Here is a 21195-nt window from a genome sequence, read left to right as displayed (position 1 = left end):
TATTTTGAAAATTACTAATATTGAAGTATTTGAAGTAAAACCAAGATGGATATTTGTTAAGATAGATACAGATACAGGAATATCCGGATGGGGTGAAATGATTTCTGGAACCAGAACAAGAGCTGTTGTTAACGGCGCTAAGGAATGGGGAGAGAGAATATTGCTTAATAGAGATCCTTTCGAAATTGAAAGATTATGGCAAGAAATGCACCGTTCTTTCTTTAGAGGTGGCCCTATTGGAGGTACAATAGTATCTGGTTTTGAAATGGCTTTATGGGATATAAAAGGTAAAGCTCTAGGAGTACCTGTTTGGGAATTATTAGGTGGAAAAGCTAGAGATAGAATTAAAGTATATTCATGGATTGGTGGAGATAGACCAGAAGATGTTGTAGAACATGCTAGAGACAGAGTTAATAGAGGATTTGATTCTATTAAGATGAATGCAACAGAAGAGTTACATTATATAGATTCTTTCAAGAAGATTAAAGAAGTATCTGATAGAGTTAAAGCTTTAAGAGATGAATTTGGTTATGATTTAAACATCGGTATTGATTTCCACGGTAGAGTTCATAAAGCTATGGCAAAAGTATTAGTAAATGAATTAGACCAATATAATCCAATGTTTTATGAAGAAGTTGTACTTCCAGAAAATGAAGAATTATTTAAGGAAGTTGCACAACATACAACAACTCCATTGGCTACAGGTGAAAGATTATATACTAGATGGGACTTTAAAAATATATTTAAAGAAGGTGTTATAGATATAATTCAACCTGACGTAGCTTTAGTTGGTGGTATAAATGAGCTTAAAAAGATAGCATCCATGGCTGAAGCGCATGATATGGCGGTAGCTCCTCATGCTCCTTATGGACCAATAGCTTTAGCAGCTACTTTACAAGTTGATGTATGTACACCAAATGTATTTATACAAGAACAATCACTCGGAATTCACTATAATAAAGGATTTGACTTACTAGACTTTGTTAAGAATAAAGAAATATTTGAATACAAAGATGGTTATGTAGATATCCCAACTAAACCAGGATTAGGTTTAGAATTAGATGAAGATAAAATCAGAGAGGTTTCTGCAGAAGGCTTATTATGGACAAATCCTAGATGGAAAAACTATGATGGTACAATAGCAGAATGGTAAAAAATGTTCGATAATATTGATAAAGAAAAAAATAGAAGAAATGCAATTATAGGTATAATATTAATTATTATACCTATAATACTATATGCATATAATAGTTCGCTTAAGTTACCTCATGTAGAAGATATTGTCAATGTTTCTATAAACAATGACAAAGAAGAAGTAAATATTAAGGATACAAAAGAAATTGAAAGAATACATGAATTACTAAATAAAGCTCATGGAAAATATTTAGTTATGAGTAATGATGGTACTAAAGTGAAAGAAAGAGTAGTTTTAAACTTAAAGAATAGTAAATCATATATTATAAATTTTAGAGATGCAACTATAGAATATAATGGGCATCTATATGATATAAATCCTGATGAATATCAAAATATAATAAGTAAATTTAAAAAAATATATCAAGAATAAATTTTAAATATCATAATTTATCAGAATAAAAAGGAAATCTTATAAAGTTACAATTTCTAAAGATTGAGTCAATAATATTTACAATAAAATAATAAAAAAAAGCTATTATATAATAACAATAAGTTATATATAATAGCTTTTTAATTTGGTATATAGTAATCATCTATTAGAATGCTGTCCATCCACCGTCTGCTACTATGGTTGTACCATTTACAAAACTAGAGTCATCTGAAGCTAAGAATAGCATTACATTTGCAATTTCTTGAGGTTTACCAGTTTCTGGATATAGTTCGAAACCTTTCATCAATTTATTTAATACATCCATATTTGGTTCTTTAACTTTGTTACCTATTTCTGTTGCTATTGATCCAGGTGCGACCGCATTACATCTTATTCCTTTATCCTGGAACATAAATCCTATATGTTTAGTCATACCAACTAAAGCGTGTTTAGAAGCCACATATGCCATACCACCTCTACCACCATATAGTCCACCAACTGATGCAGTATTAATAATATTACCTTTATTTTCTTTCACCATATGTTTCAATACTTCTCTTATCAATCTCATTGGACCGGTAACATTAATATCAAAAACTCTATCCCAAACTTCATCAGTCATATTGTCAGCTGAAAGATAATTATCTAAGACTCCTGCATTATTTACCAATACATCTATTCTTCCGTAAGTATCTATAGTCTTATTAACTAATTTTTCAACATCTTCTTGTTTAGACACATCTCCAGCTATAGCGATAACTTCTCCAGGAAACTCTGACGCCCTGTCTACTATTTTGTTAAGTTTATCTTCTGATCTAGCAACAATAACTACTTTAGCACCCTCTTCAGCAAATCTTAATGCTGTTGCTTCTCCGATACCTGAACTAGCACCTGTTAAGATGACTACTTTATCCTTCAGTTTCATTGGTCTGCCCTCCTAATAATATTTTCTATAGATTATATACCCATAAAATGAAAAGGTTAACATTTAAAGTGGGGAGTTTTTAATTTATTAAGTATGTTAGAAGATTTTGCAGTTATGAAAAGATTATGTAGGAATCACTAAAATATTAAAACAAATACAATTAGATGTTTTAGCCTTTTAATCAAATACGAATTTTATGGTAAAAAAATGTAGAGATTTTTAAATTTTTTATTTTTAATATATATTTTATGCACACACTTATATTATTATATTTTTTAACTAAGATAATATAAAAATGTATAGTTTGATTATAAAAAACTTGATGAAATATATTATAATAAAGTTTAATTCCTAGCCTATTTGTAGTATTATTAATATAGATAGAGTATCGGTTAATATTCTAACAAAATTAATACAAAAGGGGGTATTATTTTATGAAAAGAGATAAAAAACGTATATTATCTCTTATTTTAGCTTTTTTACTATTGCTAAATGTCTTTCCTATCCATGCAGTTAAAGCTGCTAATGATATAGAAGATCCAAAAGATATTTTTGCCTATGAAAAAGTTGGAGAAGAAATTTATATAAAAGGATTTAAAGAAGGAAAAGAAAGAAAAGATATAACGATTCCTTCTATGATTGAAAATGCACCTGTTACAAAAATTTCAGAAAAAGCATTTTTCCAAAAAGGAATAGAAAATGTTCAATTTGGTGAAAATCTTTTAGAAGTAGGTAAGTCTGCATTTTCAGGTAATAAGATTACGTTTGTTAACTTTAATGACAAATTAAAGAAGATTGATGAATCAGCCTTTAAAGATAATCAGATCACAAATTTAAAAACAAAAGCAGTTGAAGAGATTGGAAACTATGCTTTTGCAAATAATAAAATTAATAATGTTGATCTTACATATGTTATAACTGTAGGAGATTACGCATTTAGTTATAACAACTTAACCAGTGTAAATGTTGGAAACGATGTTATATCCTACGGTACAGGAGTTTTTGCTAATAACAATAGATATGTGCTAGTAAAAACTGAAAACCCTAATATAAAAACTGAAGTGTTGGGTGATGCTTTTGGTCAAGTTGTAAATCCAGTACTTGTTACAGTTCATCACGTAGATAAAGATACAAAAGAAAAAATAATAACCGATACAGTGATAGGTGATGATTATGACAAAGTTGATGGAATAGTTTTCTTAGGACAAGAGAATACTTATACACCAGATAAAATATCTGGCTATGTAGCTGTAGAAGATGAGATAAAATTTACTCCGGATAAAACTGACTATGAAATCACAGTAGAATACAAAAATGTAAAACAAGCACCAAAGATTGAAGTTGCAAAAAGACCTTACATTGCTAAAGATGGTGATGGTTCTCAAAAAAATCTTTTATCATTTGTTAAAGCAACTGATTTAGATGGTAAGGATATTAGTGATAAAATCACTGTTAATACAGAAAGTATTGATACTAGTGTTGATGGTGCTAAATATAAAGTTGTTTATAGTGTTAAAGATGACTATGGAAATGTAGCACAAAGAGAAATTACCTTTAGTATTGGTAGAGATTGGTTTGAGTTCCCAATTGGAAAAGGTTGGGTTCTAGGCGACTTTACTTATGATGAAAATAAAGTTATCGGTTTCTCTGAATCAGGTTTGAAAAAAGTTGAAACACAAAAAGAACTTGTTTTGCCTCATTTAAACCCAAATGATGGTAGTACTGTAATTGACACAGTTGCTGATAATAATGAGAATAATTCCTTTAGAAGTAGAGCATTAACTTCAGTAAGTGATTATACAGGAAATATTAAAGTAATCGAAGGAGAAGGCGCTAACTGGATTTCAGGTTATAGGTCTCAAGGAGCATTTAAGGGCAACAGCATCTCTACTATTGATTTGAAAAATGTAGAGCATATAGGTTCTTATGCTTTCATGAATAATAATATTCAAGAGATTAAATTTGAAAAACTAAATTATATCGGTCACCATACTTTCCAAGGTAACCAGATAGAAAAAATAGAAGCTACAGACTTACCTAACGTGGAATATGTAGGTCAACTAGGACTTGAAGATAATAAACTAACCAAAGTTCATATGCCTAAGCTTAAAGAGGCTGAGTATGTAGCATTCTGGGAAAATCAAATATCAGATGCTAATTTCCCTATGCTAGAAAAGGTTGGAAATGGAGCATTTTTATCCAATCAAATTACAGAAGTTACCCAAAATAATTTCCCTAATTTGAAATATATAGATGAAAGAGCTTTCAATAACAACAAGATAACAAAAATTGAAATACCAAATGTAGTTATATTAGAAGCTGCATTTGCTGGTAATCCAGATAGTGAGATGGATCTAAATTTCCCTGTTCTAGAGCAATTGGGAAGTAGAGCTTTAGCAAATAGAGATATAAAAGAAATAAATCTACCGAAAGTTAAAGAAATAGCTGGTGATGCCTTCAGTGGTAATCCTGGCTCAGAAGAATGGGACAATAAGGTTGTAGTATGGGCTGATAACTCAATAAAGAGTGGAAGCACTTATATAGTCAATCCTAAAAAATTTGAAATGGGAGCCTGGTCAGAAGATGACTTTACTTGGGACCCAGAAAACCCTGCCAGGGTAACAGGCTTAACTAATACTGGCACCCTAAGATTAGCTGATAAACAATCAGTTCTAACCTTGCCTCCTAGAGCTAAGATAGTAGGCTCAGGTGCTTTCCAAGCTAAAAGAATTAAGGAAGTCTATGGACCTAATATTGAAGATATAGAATTTGCAGGTTTTTATAATAACCAACTAACAGATATTAATTATAGCTTCCCAAACTTGAAGAAGATAACTGGTAAATATGCTTTTGAAAGAAATAACTTAACCGATCTTAAGTTAGATCGTGTAGAAAGTGTTGCGCAAGAGGCTTTTGCAAGTAATAAGCTAACAAGCGTAAATTTACCTAGCGTGAAAAGCATTGAAGAAAAAGCTTTCGAGTATAACCCTGTAAGTTCACTAGAATTACCTAAAGTTGAAAACATAGGTAAGGAGGCTTTTGCAGATAACTTCTTGACAGAGCTTTCCCTTCCGGAAGTAAAGAATATTGGACTTGCAGCATTTGCTAGAATTAGTAAAAGCAGTGCTAATGCATCAAATAGAGGTTATCCTGAAGGAACTATAAATGGATATAAAGACAAAGGACTAAAGAAATTAGATGCTCCTAATTTAGATACTTTAGAAGATTTAGCTTTTGCAGGCAGTAAAATTGAAGAGTTAAATGCTCCTAAATTAAGGGTAATAAAAAGGCGTGCACTTGACCAAAATAAAGTAAAAGAGATTAATTCAACAGTATTGGAAGAAGTTGGCTATAGAGGATTAGCTGGCAATAACTTAACTAGCTTGAGCCAAAAGAATTTAGTAAAAATTGATTCAAGTGCTTTTGCAAATAACAAGATTAGCGAAGTATATGTAAGTGATAAATTAGCTGAGTTAGCGAATAATGCATTTAATGGTAATAGATCAAAAAATTCTATTGGTCAAGAAACTAGGATATTTATAGATGATTATAAAAATCCTCATGACTTAAAAGACGGTATTGTAAACGGTCAACGTCAACACATAGTTAATCCAACCAAGGTAACAGTAGATTATGTTGATACTGAAGGAAATAGGATAGCTGAAACTATTAATGAATATATCCTAGAAGAAAAAACATATAAAGCAATTCATAAGTTTAATTACAAGGTTGATAAGGAAGAAATCACAGTTCCCGACAATAGACAAATTAACCATGTTAAATTTACTTATACTAAATTAGGATATGAACATAAACAAACTAAGGGAATAGAAATATTCCAAGCTAATGAAATTGATAAAAATACTGGTGCAGCTAAAGAACAATACTATATTGGCGAAGTCATGACCACTAGAGCATATCTTGACTTGACAGGTATAGACACCTCATATAACAAAGGTAAACTCAAGGTATTCTTTGACCCTAAATTTATAGACAAAGACTCTATTAGTATACCACCTGCAAACACTATTGAAAAATACGAAGTAAAAGATGGTGTTATAGAAATTACTTTGAAAGAAATTTCAGGTGGTGATCAATTAGATATACCTATAAATTGGAAATTCAAAAAATATGAAACTCCAGATAAACATAGGGAAGAGATAAATTATCTATTTGAAAATGATGGTGAAGTTTACTCTGTTGCAAAACCTATTTATCTAGAAGGTTACTATAAGAAGCCAAGCTTAATTAAGAGAAGTCCATTAAACTTGCCAGACTATAACTATGGTAGTTTAAGAGACTATGACAATGGTCCTAGATTTATGGGAGTATTAGATGAATATGTGGAAGAATCTGGTAGAAGAGGCTACCATGTAAGTGAAGCAAAACCTGTTAAGTATTATTTCTCAATATCAAGTATAGAAAGATATGTAGAAAGTGGTACAATCACAGATACTTTACCAACCTATATAGCTGTTGATGAAAATGGAGTAGAAAGTGAAAAGACTGCCGTATTTGATTCAGAGTTAAACCCAGCATGGTCTTTAGATGGAGATAAAGTAAGTCAAAACAAACACTTTGGTAAAACTTTAAATCCAGGAGCTTTTTTTGAACCACTTTACTTAAGCTTCCCAGGACTTAAGTCTGGCTATAATGTAAACAATAAGGCAGAAGTTGAACTTGTACCTTATGATAAGGGTAATAAAGAAGAAAATATGACATCTTCTGATGACTTGAGTATGTATACAGGATACTATGAGCCAATACAAGAAGATGGTGACCCAAGATTAGATAAGATGAGTCAGGGCCCTAGATCAAATGGTATCAATGCTTACTTCTATGACACTCCAGAAGATAGATTAAAAGTCATACCATATAGAGTAAGAATATCATCTGGAGCTAGATTGACCGACTTTAAAAATCTTACAGCAACTGATTATGATCTTGATGAAAGACTTTATTACTATGGTGTATCATTCCCAAGAAATGATCACACAGCTGGTGGCGTAGAATTAACAGTTCTAGCCATGAAGCAAAATGGCGACAAGTTGGATCCAGCAAATGATACAGTTCTTGAAGAACATAAAATTACTGCTGATACTAAAAATTCAATAGTATTTGATAGATCCCATGCAAAAGATATTGATTATATTCATATTATATTGCCTAAAGAACATAAGCTATTTGCTGCTTTAGAAGTTGATATTAATACTAAGTTGAGAAATCCGGAAAATAGTGTTTACGAGAAAGCACCAAATTCCAACAAGAATATATTTGTCAACAATGCTGTTATGGCAGGAGACCAATATAGAAAAGGTACAGACCAGTTATTATCAAAACGTGGAGACATAAGAGACAAAGATGGAAGACTTGTAAGTGAATACAAAGACGAATGGGACAATATACCAGGTAGTTTCATTTGGGGTGATAAATCAGAAACCCAAGTTAGAGACTATGAAGGTTATATTAACGTAGTTAAAACTCAAACTTATCCTAAAACTGATCATAGGGCAGTATATCCACTAGAAACTGGAGATTATAATTTAAGATTACACCCAGGAGTAAAGGGAACTGACTTTGATGGTGATGTTGTAAACCAACCACTTGATAACTTTGAAATGATAGATCTTTTACCAAAAGGACTAGCTATTCAAAATGATGGAGTAGTGATGTCTGAAGGCTTTGCTCAAAGTGGTGGTAAGTATGAAATCATAAATGACTATGAGGGCACAGGTAGAACTGCTATCAGATTCACTGCTGAAACTTTAAAAGCTAAAGTTTACGACATAGCTTCAATCAAAACTATGGTTGACTATGAAACCCCAGAAGGATATGTAACTAACGAAGTTTATGTAACCTTCGATAACGACAAAATCACAAAGTTGGGAAATAAGAAATCCCCAGTTGGAGATGATTCAGGTCGTGAATGGTTACATGATGAAGTAAGCTTTAGAATGCAAAAAGTCAGAGAAATGTCTGCAAGAAAATACATCAAAAAAGAAAAAGACCTTGCTTGGTCTATGGATGGTGTAGTAACAGAGTCTGAAGGTAAATTTGATTACAAACTTTCATTAATCAATAACCTTGATTCTGAAAGAACAAATATAGATATTGTAGACTTCTTACCTTATCAAAATGACCTAAGTATTCAAGAAGAAAATATTGGTAATGGAAAGAGACCTCCTAGAGGTACCGAGTTTGAAAATAAATTTGACCTTACAAGAGAAATCAAAGTTCCAGCAGGATACAAGGTAACATATTGGAACTCAGATACTCCTGTAGACTATAAGAATAAATCTGCAGATGCCATTATTGAAGAATTAACCTGGTTAGATAGTCCAGCAGCAAATACAAGAGCTATTAGGATTACAGCTGTTGATGGTACAAAATTAGCTGGTAATAGTAGACTAGACGTTGAAATACCAATGATAGCTCCAAAGAATGATATAACAAACAACTATGAGCTCACAGGTAAAAAAGCTTGGAACTCATTTGTAAGAGATGACGACCAAACAATAAGATTCTTGGAACCAAATAAGGTTTGGAACTCATTGACACCTCCAACAGGTTCAATTATCTTAACTAAATTTGGACAAGAAGGTTTAGTAGAAAACAATCCAGGCTTAGAAGCAAAACCATTAGCAGGAGTTAAATTCCAAGCAAAAGATAGTAAAGGTAACTTCTACTTTGCTACATCAGACGAGAATGGTGTCGTTAAGTTCACAGACTTGCCAATCTTAGAAAACTATACAATTACTGAAATTGAAGCTCCAGAAGGATACAAAGTATCTGATAAGTCTATAGAAGTTGGATATGAAGATTTCAAGGCTGTCTACAATAAAGCTGACAATAGCTTTGATGTAAAAATTACAGATAATGATAGTAAAGACAAATTCCTTAATGTTAAACCTGTTTATGGATCATTGAAGTTAAATAAGATCAATGAAGATAAGGTAGCTTTAGCTTATATCAGATTTAATCTAAAAGGTATGAGCGAATGGAACAAGGACTACAATAGAGACTTCTTAACAAACACTAGTGGTAATATAAGCGTAGATAATCTCTTAGAAGGTAAATATCTATTGACAGAAATTATTGAAGAAGGAAAATCTGGTTATAAGGCTGTAGAGCCTATCGAATTTACTATAGATGTAAACAACCGAAATATTGATTTTACTGGTGATAAGGCTATTGTAAATAAGGGACTACAAATTGTAATCAACAAGTTGAAAGTATCAAATAAATTTGATATTGACTCCATAGATAAATTAACAGACTATGGTAAAGTAAAACTTGAAGGTTTCGAATTTGAAATTAGAGAAGTAGAAAATCCAGAAAATGTAATAAAAACTAATCCAACTGGTAAAGAAGGATATACTATTGCCTCTGGATTGAAGGTTAATACACTTTACCAAATTACAGAAGTTAAGAAAGACAATAGTTTATTCTTACACAATCCAAATGCTTATAAATTCAAACTTAATGATAAGGGTGAATTGACAGATGAAAATGGAAATGCATTCTTACAAAACGCTTTAAACATACCAAACCCAGAAAAACCAATTCTAGGTAAGGTGGAAGTTGAAAAGCTAGATGACAACAACAACCCACTAGAAGGTGCAGTCTTTAATCTTGAAAAATATGACAGGGAAAGTGGAAAATATAAACCATTCTTATCAGCTAAAACAAAACTAGTTGATGGCAAAGCTAAGGCAATATTTGACAACTTACCAAGTGGATTATATATCTTGAAAGAGGACCAAGCTCCTAAAGGATACTACAAGTCAAATGCAGAGCATCACTTTGAAATCAAAGAAATACCAAATGAAAGTATGTTGACAAGTTCAGCCTTTGATATTGAAAGTGAAAAAATTGTTCACAAGTATGCATTTAGCTACACTAATAATCCTTTTGAAATTAATATAATTAAAGGGGATACTATTTTAGAAAATGTAGACCTAGAAAAAGCTGAAGCCTATATCAAGGAAAATCCAGGATATAGCTATAAAGAAGTAGGAAAGGACCTATACACTGTCTACAAACCATTAGCCGGCGTAGAATTTACCCTATATGCTTTGGAAGATGGTCAAAGAGTAGAAAAAGGTGTATTTACATCTAATGAAAAAGGTAAGGTAGATTTCAAAGACTTCAAGTTTGATGAAAACTACAATTATGAACTAGTAGAAACAAAGGCTATAGAAAATTATAGACTTGACCAAAAAGCTATTAAGATTTATCTAAAAGATGAAGCTAAGAAGGAAGGATTTACAGGTATCATTTCTGCTTACAAGGAAAATGAACCTATAAAAGCTAGAATAATAGTTTCAAAATACAGTGAAGACAAGAAAGAAATCTTAGCTGGTGCAGAATTTGCCTTGTACAAGGTAGAAGCAGATGGCAAGAGAGCTGATAAACCATTAAAGGTTGCTACAACAGATGACAAAGGTTTCATTGAATTTAGAGACCTAGAATTAGGTAAATATATACTTAAAGAAACTAAGGCTCCTGAAGGTTACTTACTAGTAGATAAAGAATATGAATTTGATCTAACTAGTGAAAATGCTTCACAAAGTATTGTTGTAAATAATCCATTGAATAGTATAGATATACCAGTCAATAAAGTATGGCTTGATAATAATAATCAAGATGGTAAGAGAATTGATTCTGTAACTGTTAAATTATTAGCTGATGGTCAAGAAACTGGTCAAAAACTAGTTTTAGACCAATCAAATGACTGGTCAGGTAAATTTGCTGGTCTAGCAAAAACTAAAAATGGTCAAGAAATAGTTTATACTATAATTGAAGAAAAGGTTGAAGGATACACAAGTGAAATCACTGGAAACCAAGACCAAGGCTTTACAGTAACTAACACCCATACTCCAGAACAAATAGAAATCAAGGGTCAAAAGACTTGGGATGATGGAAATAACCAAGACGGCAAGAGACCAGATCAAATAATAGTAAAACTATTTGCAAATGGAAAAGAAGTTGCTAGAAAAGAAGTAAAAGCTGATGAAAATGGTAAATGGTCATATAGTTTTGAAAATCTTGATAAGTATGAAAATGGTGAAGAAATAGTCTACGCCGTAGCAGAAGAAAAGGTTGAAGGTTATGTAAGTCAAGTAAATGGCTATGATATAACCAATATTTACAAACCAGAAAAAACAAATATAAATATTGTAAAACGCTGGAATGATAAGAATAACCAAGATAAGCTAAGACCAACAAGTATAAGCATAGTACTTCTAACAGATGGCAAAGAAACTGATCAAAAATTAGTATTGAATAAAGAAAATAATTGGTCAGGACAATTTACAGACCTTGACGAATACAAGGATGGTAAGAAGATTGTCTACACCATAAGAGAAGAAAAGGTAAAAGGCTATACAAGTGAAATTACTGGTAACCAAGAAGATGGTTTTGTTATAACCAATACACATAAACCAAAAACTCCACCGATACCAAAGACAGGCGATGATACAAATATTGCCTTGTATACAGGTGTTGGTTTAGTTGGATTAATAGTATTATTATTTATTAGTTATAAAAAACAAAAAATATATAATAAATAATATGATAAAGAAGAGGATTATTGTAAAATAAAATAATCCATTTGAAATAAAAAAAATAATATTTTACCTAAAAAGTCCTACAATCAACTGATTTAGGGCTTTTTAAGGTGTAATATTAATATGAATGAATATAAAAATAATAAGTTTAGATTTTAATCTACTGTTACTCAGATTTATTTGAATATTTTTAGAGATAAAAAGGAATATTAATGTATAATATTATTTAACATAAATATATTTTTGGAGAAAACATATGATACTAAAAACCGCAAGACTAATCCTAAGACCCTGGGAAAAATCAGACGCCAAAAGCCTATACGAAAATGCAAATAATCCAAATGTAGCTTTAATGGCTGGTTTTCCACCTCACAAAAACCTTGAAGAAAGCCTATCAGTTATAGAAAATATTCTTACTGGATCAGAATGCTATGCTATATGTAAAAAAGAAGACAATATAGCTATTGGTACAATAGAGCTTAAAATGAAAAGTAAGATGTTTAATAAAAATACGAAAGACGAATGTGAGATAGGATTTTGGATTGGTGAAAAATACTGGGGAAATGGATTTGTCCCAGAAGCTGGAGAAAGATTGATTCATCGTGCCTTTGAAGACTTAGAAATGAATGTAATCTGGGCCAATTATTTTGCAGGAAATGAAAAGTCTAAAAGAACTCAAGAAAAATTAGGATTTGTTTATTACAAAACTTTCGAAAATCAACAAGCAAAATTAATAGATAAAATAACCGATTTTAATTTTACTAAGCTAACTAGGGAAAGATATTTAAAATTAAAACATTAAATGTTTAGTAAATGAAAATAGAATACAAATGTGCAAAAACATCATAAGTTTAATCTTACGGTGTTTTTTTATTTGGAATACAAATATTTTTATAAAGTGAAAAATCTTAAAAAAGATTCAAATTTAGACGAATTCAAAGATATATATATTCAATAAAATAATATATATATGGATATTTTATTAGTTTTTGCACGGTAGAATATGAAAGTGCAAAATGTTTATACTTACGTATGAAATCCTTTGCTATAATTTAAATCAAGGTGGAGATATGAAATTAAATGAAAGACAATTAAATATTTTAGAAGATTTGTATTATTCTCCGCTTCCAATTGATAGTAATCAAATGATGTTGAAATATGAAGTGAGTCTTAGAACTATAAGATATGATATTTCAAAAATAAGAAAATATCTTAAGAATGAATTTAATATTCAAATGCAGAATAAGAAAAACAAAGGATATTATATTAAGCCAAAAGATAAAACAAACATCATTAATTTATTTGAAGAGAATGAAGACATAACTACTAAAAGAATTGAACAGCTAGTACTAGTTATGTGCATGTCAAATGAAAGTCTATCAATTGAAGATATTAGTGAAAAAATGTATTTCAGTGCTTCTACAATTAGGAATTTAATAAAAAAATTAAATGAATCACATGTTTTAGAAGTATATATTGATGAAGATAAAAAAGTAAAGTTTAACAATACGGAAAAAGAAATAAGGACAATATCTACGGAATATTTAGTAAAAAAGATATTAAGAAATAATCAAGATTGTAACAACGAGCAGGTGTTGGAAATTTTATCTGAGTATTTTGACAAAAGTTTAATTGAGAAGATTATAAAAGAGTTAAAGAGATTAAATAAAAAATATAATATTTGGATATCAAACTATGCTTATGTTTCAGAATTGGTTTATTTAGCTATTTCACATGTTAGATATTCTAAAAAGAAAACTGATGTAAATGAAAAGTATTCAAAAGAGTTATTAAATAAAGAATATCAATATTCTAAAGAGATTGTAAAGCAAATAATTGATATAGAAGCTGATGATAAAGAAATATTATTATTTATGAACTTTATAATTTCTAAAGGTGTTTTTATTGATCCGAAAGAAATAACGGATTCAGACTTTATAAAATCTATAGATAGAATGATGGAGTATTTCTCTAAATCCGAAATTGATAAATTAGACCTTGATACTCTTAGAAAAGATATTTCAAGACATCTTGGTCAATTCTTAAAGAGAAATATAACTGGATTTATTGAAGATGAAAATCCAATTTTGCAAGAAATAAAAAATGATTATCCGAAATATTACCAGCTAGCAGCTGAAGGATATAAGATTTTTATGGAAGATATGAATTTATCTTATTCTGAATCAGAAATTAGTTATATAGCTATATATCTTTACAAAAACAAAAAAGAAAAGAAAAATAAAAAATATCGAGTTGTTACTGTATGTGGTACAGGTAGAGGATTAGCTAGATTGTTGCAAACGAGATTAGAGAATGTCTTTGGTAATATCGAAATAATAAAAAATTTATCGTCACATTATTTTATTTCAAATAAAGATATTGAAGATATAGATTTTATAATTAGCACTGTTAATTTGCCATTAACAAATAAAGATGTGATTGTGGTATCTGCATTCTTAGGAAGAAATGATATTAGAAAAATAAGAGACTACATGGATTATGGTAATATTGCACAAAGTATTCCTGTGAATTCTTCAGAAGAAAAAAACATACAGATTAGTAATGATTATAAGAGTATTACAAAACTATATTCAGATGTATTTCTAAAACTGTATGATTCAATTTTAGATATGCCAGAAGAATACAGTGTCAATGAAGAAAAAATGTTGGGGCTCACTATTCATTTAATACTTGCAATACCAAGAATATTAGAACAAGAACCAGATGATTTTGAGTTTGTTGAAGAGATGAAAAAAATAGAAAAACAACATTCAAAAGTATCGAATATATTAGATGAATTTTTTAAATATTTAGAAAATAAATTTAATACAAAATTAAATATACAAGAAAAATACGCATTTTATCAATACATAATTTGAGAGGAGGTAGATTTATGGAACAGTCAATTTACAAACAATTATCTGAAAATATAGAAAATATTTCAGAATATACAAATGAAATAGAAAAGACAGAAGAGTTTTTCTTATCAAGAAAAATAAATAAAGAAACTCTAGATGAAGTTTTTTGGAATCATTTAATTACTTTACTGGAAAGAATAGATAATGATGAACAAAATGATTTAGAAATGGATGAATTAGATGAAATTTCAAAAGAAGCAAAAGATTTATTAGATGAATATATTTCAGAAATGAATAAGATAAGAAATTTTGATGTTAATAATTTTGAAAAGAAACTATTAAGTATTTACACACAAAGAATGATACAGGGGGTATAGCATGGGAAGACCATTAGTTGTTATAGGACATAGACTTGGAAAAGGAGACCTAGTAAAGAAGGGAATAGAACAAGAAGGTGGCGAAGCTATTGTAATAGAAGGTGTAGCTGCTGATATGAAAGTTGGCGATGTGATGAAAGAAAATAATGCTGATTTTGGAATTTCATTTTGTGGATCAGGTGGTGCAGGAGCTATTACAGCAAAAAATAAATATGGATATAAATCACAACATCACTTAAGAACAGTTGATGCTGGTGTAAGAGCGTTAAAAGAAGGTAATCAAGTTCTTGGATTTGGATTTATGGATACAGAAGAATTAGGAAGAAAATTGGTTCAAGAATGGAAAAAAAATAATGAATAAAGAAGTTTTGGTTAAAGAAAATATAGAATTAGAATGCTTAGGGACTGCGGATAATATAAACAAGGCTGTTGAAGAAGCGTTTAAGGATATGAGAAAAAAAATAATGGAAAAAATTCCTTATCCTATAATTACAATTTCAACAGAGAATGTATTTTTAGTAGATAAGAAAGTCAATAAAACTGAAGAAGCATTTCTATATTTTTTTTCAAAAAGAATAAGAGAAGAAATTTCTCTTAAATTAAGAGTAAAAATTAATATTTCATATTTAAAAATATAATAGGAGGGAAATATGGAAATAATTTTAAAATCGATAATTGTTGGATTCCTTATGGGTGCAGCAATAAGTGCAGGAGCATCAAGAATGTTTAGAGCTCCTCAAGTGCAAGGTATGGGGGCGTTTAGAACTTTAGGAGAACTAAATGCAAGTAATGGTGATCCTGTTTCTCATTTCTCATTTGGGTTAGGATTTTTCATAACTTCAGCAGCGAGTGCAATAGGAACTGGTTCACTTACACAAGATGTTTTACATAGAGTAATTCCGAACTGGGCAGCGGCACTTGTAGGTTTGAAGAAGGATAAAGATTATAAAACAGCAACTACAGAAATGTTTATTGTTGGTGGTATTATAGGTGCTTTAGTATTACTATTCTTAAACACTACTGCTTCATTGATTCCAGTAGATTTAGCTACTATGGCTAAGGACATATTAACACCAGCAGCTACAAATATGATTAATTATGTAATGCCATTATTATTCTTATGGGCAGCTATGGATGCTGGACAAACTATAGGAATTTGGGCAATTATATTTGGTGGTATTATGGCCATTATATCCGGAAACTCATTGCCTGGTATAATTTTTGGGATATTATGTGGATCATTAGTTGAAGAAAAAGGTAAGAAAGATAAAAGTACAATTTCAATGTTTATTATTGTAATTGTAATGATCTTATTAATTGCATATTTCAGAGACTTCCACGTGAAATTATTTGATTTATTTAAATAGAAAGAGGTAATAAATGAAAAAGAAATTCTCGGCTTTTTTAGAAAAAGATATTGCATTTATTTTACTATTAGCTCTTGCTTCTGCTGGAGTTGTTGGTGCAACTAACTTGTTCTTAGTGAATGGAACAGGTCTTATGAATGAAATTTATATTGGTGAAATGTTAAGAGTTGGACAAAAAACAGGTGATTATGCAGCTCCAGCAGCGTTTGCTGTAGGTTTCTTGTTAGCTCGTATATTAGAAGGTCCATTAGTTGGTATTTTAGATATTGGTGGATCTTTAATGACAGGTATTGGTGTTGGGATTCCAGCTTTAATATTAAGTGTTGGTATGGGAATCTTAATTGAAAACTTTGCATTAGCTTTATTAACTGGATTTGTATTAGGTGCGTTAGTTGGTGGATTGATAATTGTAATCAGAAAATTAGCTCCTAATTTATCTTTAGCTGGTGCAACATCTATAATGATGGGAGCAGGAAACAGATCAGGTGAAGCTTTAGGACCATTGGTATTATTAAGTGCTGTTGCATATAATATTCCAGTTGGTATAGGTGCTACAATTGGTTCATATATATTTTATAAATACAAGAAACCAATGGTAGGTGGAGCAATACTTGGAGCAATGATAGTAGGGGGAGTTTGGTTGTTGTTAGGTGGACAACTACCAGTTACACAATAATGAAAATATTAAAAAATTTAGTTTTAGTGGATGAAAGTCATAAATTAAACTTAAAAAAAGTTGATATAGTAATTGACGATGGAAAAATAGTTGACATTGTAGAAGAATATAATGGAGATTGTGATAATATAACACATTATAATGGAGAGTATGTTTCTCCTGGTTGGATTGATTTACATGTTCACGTTTTTGAAAATGAAACAGATATTAGTACTGAAGCGGACAGAGTAGGAGTTGAATCAGGAGTAACAGTTATATGTGATGCTGGTTCAAGTGGAGAATCTAATATTGAAGAATTCTATGAATTAGCTAAAACTAAAAAAACCATTATTAAATCATGGATAAATATTGCTTCTACAGGGTTAAGAGATAGACATGAACTTAAGGACCCGTCTAATGTTAATATTGAAAAGACTTTAGAAAAGATGGAAGAATTTAGTGATTTTGTTGTTGGTTTAAAGGTTAGAGCATCTTCAAGTGTCATGGGTGAAGATACTCTAACACCATTTGAAAAAGCTAAGATAATTAGAGAAAAATCAGGAAAGCCAATAATGGTTCATATAGGAAATTATCCTCCAACATATGAAGAAGTGTTGGGACATTTAAGAAAAGATGACATAATTACTCATTGTTTCCACGGAAAACCTGGAAATATTTTAACTGAAGAAAATAAAATCAAACCATATATGCTAAGCAAAAGAAAAGAAGGAATAAAATATGATGTAGGTCATGGACAAGATAGTTTTTCTTATTCTGTGGCAAACTTTGCTAAAAAAGATTCGTTCTATCCTGATTCTTTGAGTTCTGATTTGCATAAATATAACTTAGATGGTCCGGTGTATAGCTTGGCTAATGTAGTTAATAAATTTTTAGAATTAGGTTTTGATTTAAATGAAGTAATTAACTGGGTTACTATTAATCCAGCGAAAATGATAAAATTAGAAGGTTTAGGAACTTTAGAAAATGGAAATGATGCGAATTTAACCATTTTCAAGATTGATGATGAAGAAAAAGATTTAATAGACAGTCAAAAAGAAATAATACATGTGCATTCGGTCGTTAAAATGGTCGGAGTATATATAAAAGGTGAAAGTTATAAGGTTAAATATGAAAACTAATTTTAAGGATAAACTAAAAAAAGTAATAAATGCTTCTGGAAGAATGACAAAACTCGGAGTATCAACTCAGTCAAATTATGTTCAAGAGATGATGATTTACGGATCGAGTAATTATTTCGATATAGATCAACTTTACACAGAATCTGGAGCAGAAATTGCTAATTTATTAAATGCTGAAGATGCTGTAGTTACAAGTAGTGCTTCTGCAGGAATAGCTTTTACTATAGCTAGTTTATTATGTAAAGACAATGATAATTTAGTTGAAAATTTAATTTTAAACAAAGAAAAAATAGATAAAAGAGAAGTTATAATCCCTAAGGGACATAATGTAAATTACGGTGCTCCTATTCATACTATGATTGAATCTGCAGGTGGTAAAGTCGTAGATGCAGGAAGTGCAAATAAAGTCACAAAAAAAGATGTTGAAGGATATATCACAGAAAATACTATTGCTTTATTTTATGTAAAAAGTCATCATGCTGTTCAAAAAAATATGGTAAGTATAGAAGAAATGGTTGAACTATCAAAGGATTATAATATTCCTCTAGTTATTGATGCTGCGGCAGAAGAGGATTTTACAAAATATTATAAAATGGGAGCTAATTATGTTATCTACTCTGGTGCCAAGGCTTTATCCGGTCCAGCATCTGGATTTGTGCTTTGTGACAATAAAGATAACGCTAAAAATATGAGAAAACAATATTATGGCATAGGTAGAAGCATGAAAATTGGTAAAGAAAACATATTTGGACTAGTTGCAGCCGTAGAAGAATATGTAAAAAATAATGGATATAAATCTAAAGTTACAAAGAATGATTTAGAAGATTTAACAGAAAAATTCAATGATATTGAAGGTTTGTCTGCTAAGATCATTCAGGATGAAGCGGGAAGAGAAATCTTTAGATGTAAATTACATGTAGATGAAGATAAATTCGGAATGAATGCTTTCACACTGAACAAAAAGTTAAATGAATCAAATCCTGCAATCTATTGTAGAGAGCATGAATTGAATTTGGGAAATCTTTCTTTTGATCCAAGACCATTGAGTAGTAAGGATGATTTACTAATAATATATGAAGCTGTAAAGGAAATAGGAGGAAATAAATGACATTAAATTTTTATAATGATAAAGTTTGTCTAAATGTACTAACACAATCTGTTGAAAATGCTGTACAAATTAATGAAATTACAGAAGGTAACGTAGCTTTAGGTATTTTGACAGCAAGTTATGATACAGTAGAAGAAGCGATTGATGATATGAAAAGATATCAAAAAGAAGTAGATAACAATATATCTGTGGGACTAGGAAATGGAGATCCATCTAATTGGAAAAAAGTTGCAGAAGTGTCTGCAGCTATTAAGCCTAAACATATCAATCAAATATTTACAGCTGTTGGATATACAAGAGCTTTAGTTGGAAGTGATGAACCTTTTATCAATTCAATGATGTCACCATCAGGCAAACCAGGATTTGTAAAGATTAATACTGGGGAATTAAGTAGAAACTTTGAAGATGCTATAGTTCCGGTTGAGACTGCAATAGCTATGGCTAAAGAAAGTGGAGCTAATTCTATCAAGTTTTTCCCTATGAAGGGGTTAAAAGCTATTGAAGAATTAAAAGTATTAGCTGAAGCTTGTGCTGAAAATGATTTGGGATTAGAACCAACAGGTGGAATAAATTTAAATAACTTTGAAGAAATATTACAAACAGTTATTGATGCTGGAGTAAAGAAAATTATTCCGCATGTATACTCATCAATTATTGATAAGGAAGCGAATCTAACTAAATTAGAAGATGTAGAAACTTTATATGAAATTATAAAGAGAGTAACAAAATAGTGAAAATTTGTGTTTCAGATATTGATGGTACAATAGTAAATTCTTTAGGTGGATTAAGTAAATATACTATTGATACATTAATTGATTTTCAAGAAAAAGATAATATTTTAATATTAGCAAGCGGTAGAAGTTATTTAAGAATGATGCCAATTGCTAAGCAGTTAAAAATGGATATATTTAATGGATATTTAGTAGATGTAAATGGACTAAGTATATATAATTTCAAAAATAATGAAAGAAAAATTATTCAAAGAATGGATATGACTGAAATAAAAGATATATTCAATTTTATTAAAACTTTTGACGCTGAAATAAAATTTTATTGTGACGATGCTATTTACACATATCTTTCAGATAATATATATAATCTAAAAGTGAAAATCAGAAGTGAAATGAAATTGCCAGAAGACTATCCTTGGACAAGTGGAGAATATAGCTGGCTAGCAGACCCTAGAGATGGTTATCCTATTCAAAAAATGATTAGTGATATTTCAGAAATAGAGCATGAAATAAATAAAATTGCTATTTGTCATGACCATGAAACGCTGATTGCTATACAGGAGAAAATTATTAATTCAGAAAGATTTAATGAATATAATATTCAGTTTAGTGGTCAAAGACAAGTAGATATTACTTCTAAAAACATTTCAAAAGGTAAAGCGGTACAATATATTCTGGAACAAATTAAACCGGATAATACTAATGTATACATTTTTGGAGATAATGAAAATGATTTTAGTATGTTGAATTTATCTAAAAACTCTTATATTATGAAAAATTCAAAACTAAATAACAAGAATAATAAATATAATATAGCCCCTTCAAATGACGATGATGGAGTTGCTAAAATAATTAATGGTTTATAAAAACTCCTAATAAGCTAGCCTAGCAGAACACAT

At 30.1% G+C, this 21195-nt stretch carries 15 protein-coding genes; 14 read left to right on the top strand and 1 reads right to left on the bottom strand.

Features of this window, described 5'->3' with window-relative positions; all coding sequences use genetic code 11:
* Positions 1–4 precede the first annotated feature (4 nt).
* Both dgoD and G534_RS0103460 read left to right on the top strand, forming a co-directional pair.
* A complete protein-coding gene (gene dgoD, locus G534_RS0103465; protein WP_027347884.1) occupies positions 5–1153 on the top strand; it encodes a galactonate dehydratase in 1149 nt (382 codons plus the stop codon).
* Between the two features lie 3 nt (positions 1154–1156).
* Complete coding sequence (locus G534_RS0103460) at positions 1157–1567, top strand: hypothetical protein (protein ID WP_027347883.1); 411 nt, start codon at positions 1157–1159, stop codon at positions 1565–1567.
* A 166-nt stretch (positions 1568–1733) separates the two neighbouring features.
* Here G534_RS0103460 and G534_RS0103455 read toward each other — a convergent pair whose 3' ends face one another.
* Entirely contained in the window at positions 1734–2492 is a 759-nt protein-coding gene (locus G534_RS0103455; protein ID WP_027347882.1) for a glucose 1-dehydrogenase, read from the bottom strand.
* Positions 2493–2926: 434 nt separating this feature from the next.
* Here G534_RS0103455 and G534_RS07820 point away from each other — a divergent pair, with 434 nt between their 5' ends.
* The 12 genes from G534_RS07820 to G534_RS0103395 all read left to right on the top strand — a co-directional run bounded on the left by G534_RS07820 (position 2927) and on the right by G534_RS0103395 (position 21162).
* Positions 2927–12064 (top strand): Cna B-type domain-containing protein, encoded by a 9138-nt coding sequence (locus G534_RS07820; RefSeq protein ID WP_034595942.1) that lies wholly within the window; start codon positions 2927–2929, stop codon positions 12062–12064.
* A gap of 253 nt (positions 12065–12317) precedes the next feature.
* Positions 12318–12863: a GNAT family N-acetyltransferase gene (locus G534_RS0103445; RefSeq protein ID WP_027347880.1), complete on the top strand. Its 546-nt coding sequence runs from the start codon at positions 12318–12320 to the stop codon at positions 12861–12863.
* Between the two features lie 268 nt (positions 12864–13131).
* Positions 13132–14940 (top strand): BglG family transcription antiterminator, encoded by a 1809-nt coding sequence (locus tag G534_RS0103440; RefSeq protein ID WP_027347879.1) that lies wholly within the window; start codon positions 13132–13134, stop codon positions 14938–14940.
* Between the two features lie 14 nt (positions 14941–14954).
* Complete coding sequence (locus G534_RS0103435) at positions 14955–15296, top strand: hypothetical protein (protein ID WP_027347878.1); 342 nt, start codon at positions 14955–14957, stop codon at positions 15294–15296.
* 1 nt (position 15297) lies between these two features.
* Complete coding sequence (locus G534_RS0103430; protein ID WP_027347877.1) at positions 15298–15657, top strand: SFCGS family glycine-rich protein; 360 nt, start codon at positions 15298–15300, stop codon at positions 15655–15657.
* Positions 15650–15934 carry a DUF4312 family protein gene (locus G534_RS0103425; RefSeq protein ID WP_027347876.1) on the top strand — a complete coding sequence of 95 codons (285 nt, stop codon included), beginning with the start codon at positions 15650–15652 and terminating at the stop codon, positions 15932–15934. Before G534_RS0103430 ends, G534_RS0103425 begins: the two co-directional genes overlap by 8 nt.
* A 12-nt stretch (positions 15935–15946) precedes the next feature.
* Positions 15947–16663, top strand: coding sequence for a DUF4311 domain-containing protein (locus tag G534_RS0103420; protein WP_027347875.1), 717 nt, complete (start codon positions 15947–15949; stop codon positions 16661–16663).
* Between the two features lie 13 nt (positions 16664–16676).
* Entirely contained in the window at positions 16677–17339 is a 663-nt protein-coding gene (locus G534_RS0103415; RefSeq protein ID WP_027347874.1) for a DUF4310 family protein, read from the top strand.
* Complete coding sequence (locus G534_RS0103410; protein WP_027347873.1) at positions 17339–18457, top strand: amidohydrolase/deacetylase family metallohydrolase; 1119 nt, start codon at positions 17339–17341, stop codon at positions 18455–18457. Before G534_RS0103415 ends, G534_RS0103410 begins: the two co-directional genes overlap by 1 nt.
* Positions 18447–19565 (top strand): DgaE family pyridoxal phosphate-dependent ammonia lyase, encoded by a 1119-nt coding sequence (locus tag G534_RS0103405; protein ID WP_027347872.1) that lies wholly within the window; start codon positions 18447–18449, stop codon positions 19563–19565. Before G534_RS0103410 ends, G534_RS0103405 begins: the two co-directional genes overlap by 11 nt.
* The gene (gene dagF / locus G534_RS0103400; RefSeq protein WP_027347871.1) at positions 19562–20296 is read left to right on the top strand and encodes a 2-dehydro-3-deoxy-phosphogluconate aldolase; all 735 of its coding nucleotides are present in this window, start codon (positions 19562–19564) and stop codon (positions 20294–20296) included. The genes G534_RS0103405 and dagF overlap by 4 nt, the downstream gene beginning before the upstream one ends.
* Positions 20296–21162 (top strand): Cof-type HAD-IIB family hydrolase, encoded by an 867-nt coding sequence (locus G534_RS0103395; protein WP_027347870.1) that lies wholly within the window; start codon positions 20296–20298, stop codon positions 21160–21162. The genes dagF and G534_RS0103395 overlap by 1 nt, the downstream gene beginning before the upstream one ends.
* The last annotated feature ends 33 nt before the right edge of the window (positions 21163–21195 follow it).

The sequence above is a fragment of the Helcococcus sueciensis DSM 17243 genome (assembly GCF_000423145.1).
Classification (GTDB): Bacteria; Bacillota; Clostridia; order Tissierellales; family Peptoniphilaceae; genus Helcococcus; species Helcococcus sueciensis.
The sequence above is the reverse complement of the archived record's forward strand: the minus strand, read 5'-3'. Positions and strand labels throughout refer to the sequence as shown.

Bases quoted from the DNA above. Each gene is read 5' to 3' on its own strand.
- G534_RS0103460 (WP_027347883.1), top strand. From the start codon at position 1,157: ATGTTCGATAATATTGATAAAGAAAAAAATAGAAGAAATGCAATTATA.
- G534_RS0103455 (WP_027347882.1), bottom strand. From the start codon at position 2,492: ATGAAACTGAAGGATAAAGTAGTCATCTTAACAGGTGCTAGTTCAGGT.
- G534_RS07820 (WP_034595942.1), top strand. From the start codon at position 2,927: ATGAAAAGAGATAAAAAACGTATATTATCTCTTATTTTAGCTTTTTTA.
- G534_RS0103445 (WP_027347880.1), top strand. From the start codon at position 12,318: ATGATACTAAAAACCGCAAGACTAATCCTAAGACCCTGGGAAAAATCA.
- G534_RS0103440 (WP_027347879.1), top strand. From the start codon at position 13,132: ATGAAATTAAATGAAAGACAATTAAATATTTTAGAAGATTTGTATTAT.
- G534_RS0103435 (WP_027347878.1), top strand. From the start codon at position 14,955: ATGGAACAGTCAATTTACAAACAATTATCTGAAAATATAGAAAATATT.
- G534_RS0103430 (WP_027347877.1), top strand. From the start codon at position 15,298: ATGGGAAGACCATTAGTTGTTATAGGACATAGACTTGGAAAAGGAGAC.
- G534_RS0103425 (WP_027347876.1), top strand. From the start codon at position 15,650: ATGAATAAAGAAGTTTTGGTTAAAGAAAATATAGAATTAGAATGCTTA.
- G534_RS0103420 (WP_027347875.1), top strand. From the start codon at position 15,947: ATGGAAATAATTTTAAAATCGATAATTGTTGGATTCCTTATGGGTGCA.
- G534_RS0103415 (WP_027347874.1), top strand. From the start codon at position 16,677: ATGAAAAAGAAATTCTCGGCTTTTTTAGAAAAAGATATTGCATTTATT.
- G534_RS0103410 (WP_027347873.1), top strand. From the start codon at position 17,339: ATGAAAATATTAAAAAATTTAGTTTTAGTGGATGAAAGTCATAAATTA.
- G534_RS0103405 (WP_027347872.1), top strand. From the start codon at position 18,447: ATGAAAACTAATTTTAAGGATAAACTAAAAAAAGTAATAAATGCTTCT.
- dagF (WP_027347871.1), top strand. From the start codon at position 19,562: ATGACATTAAATTTTTATAATGATAAAGTTTGTCTAAATGTACTAACA.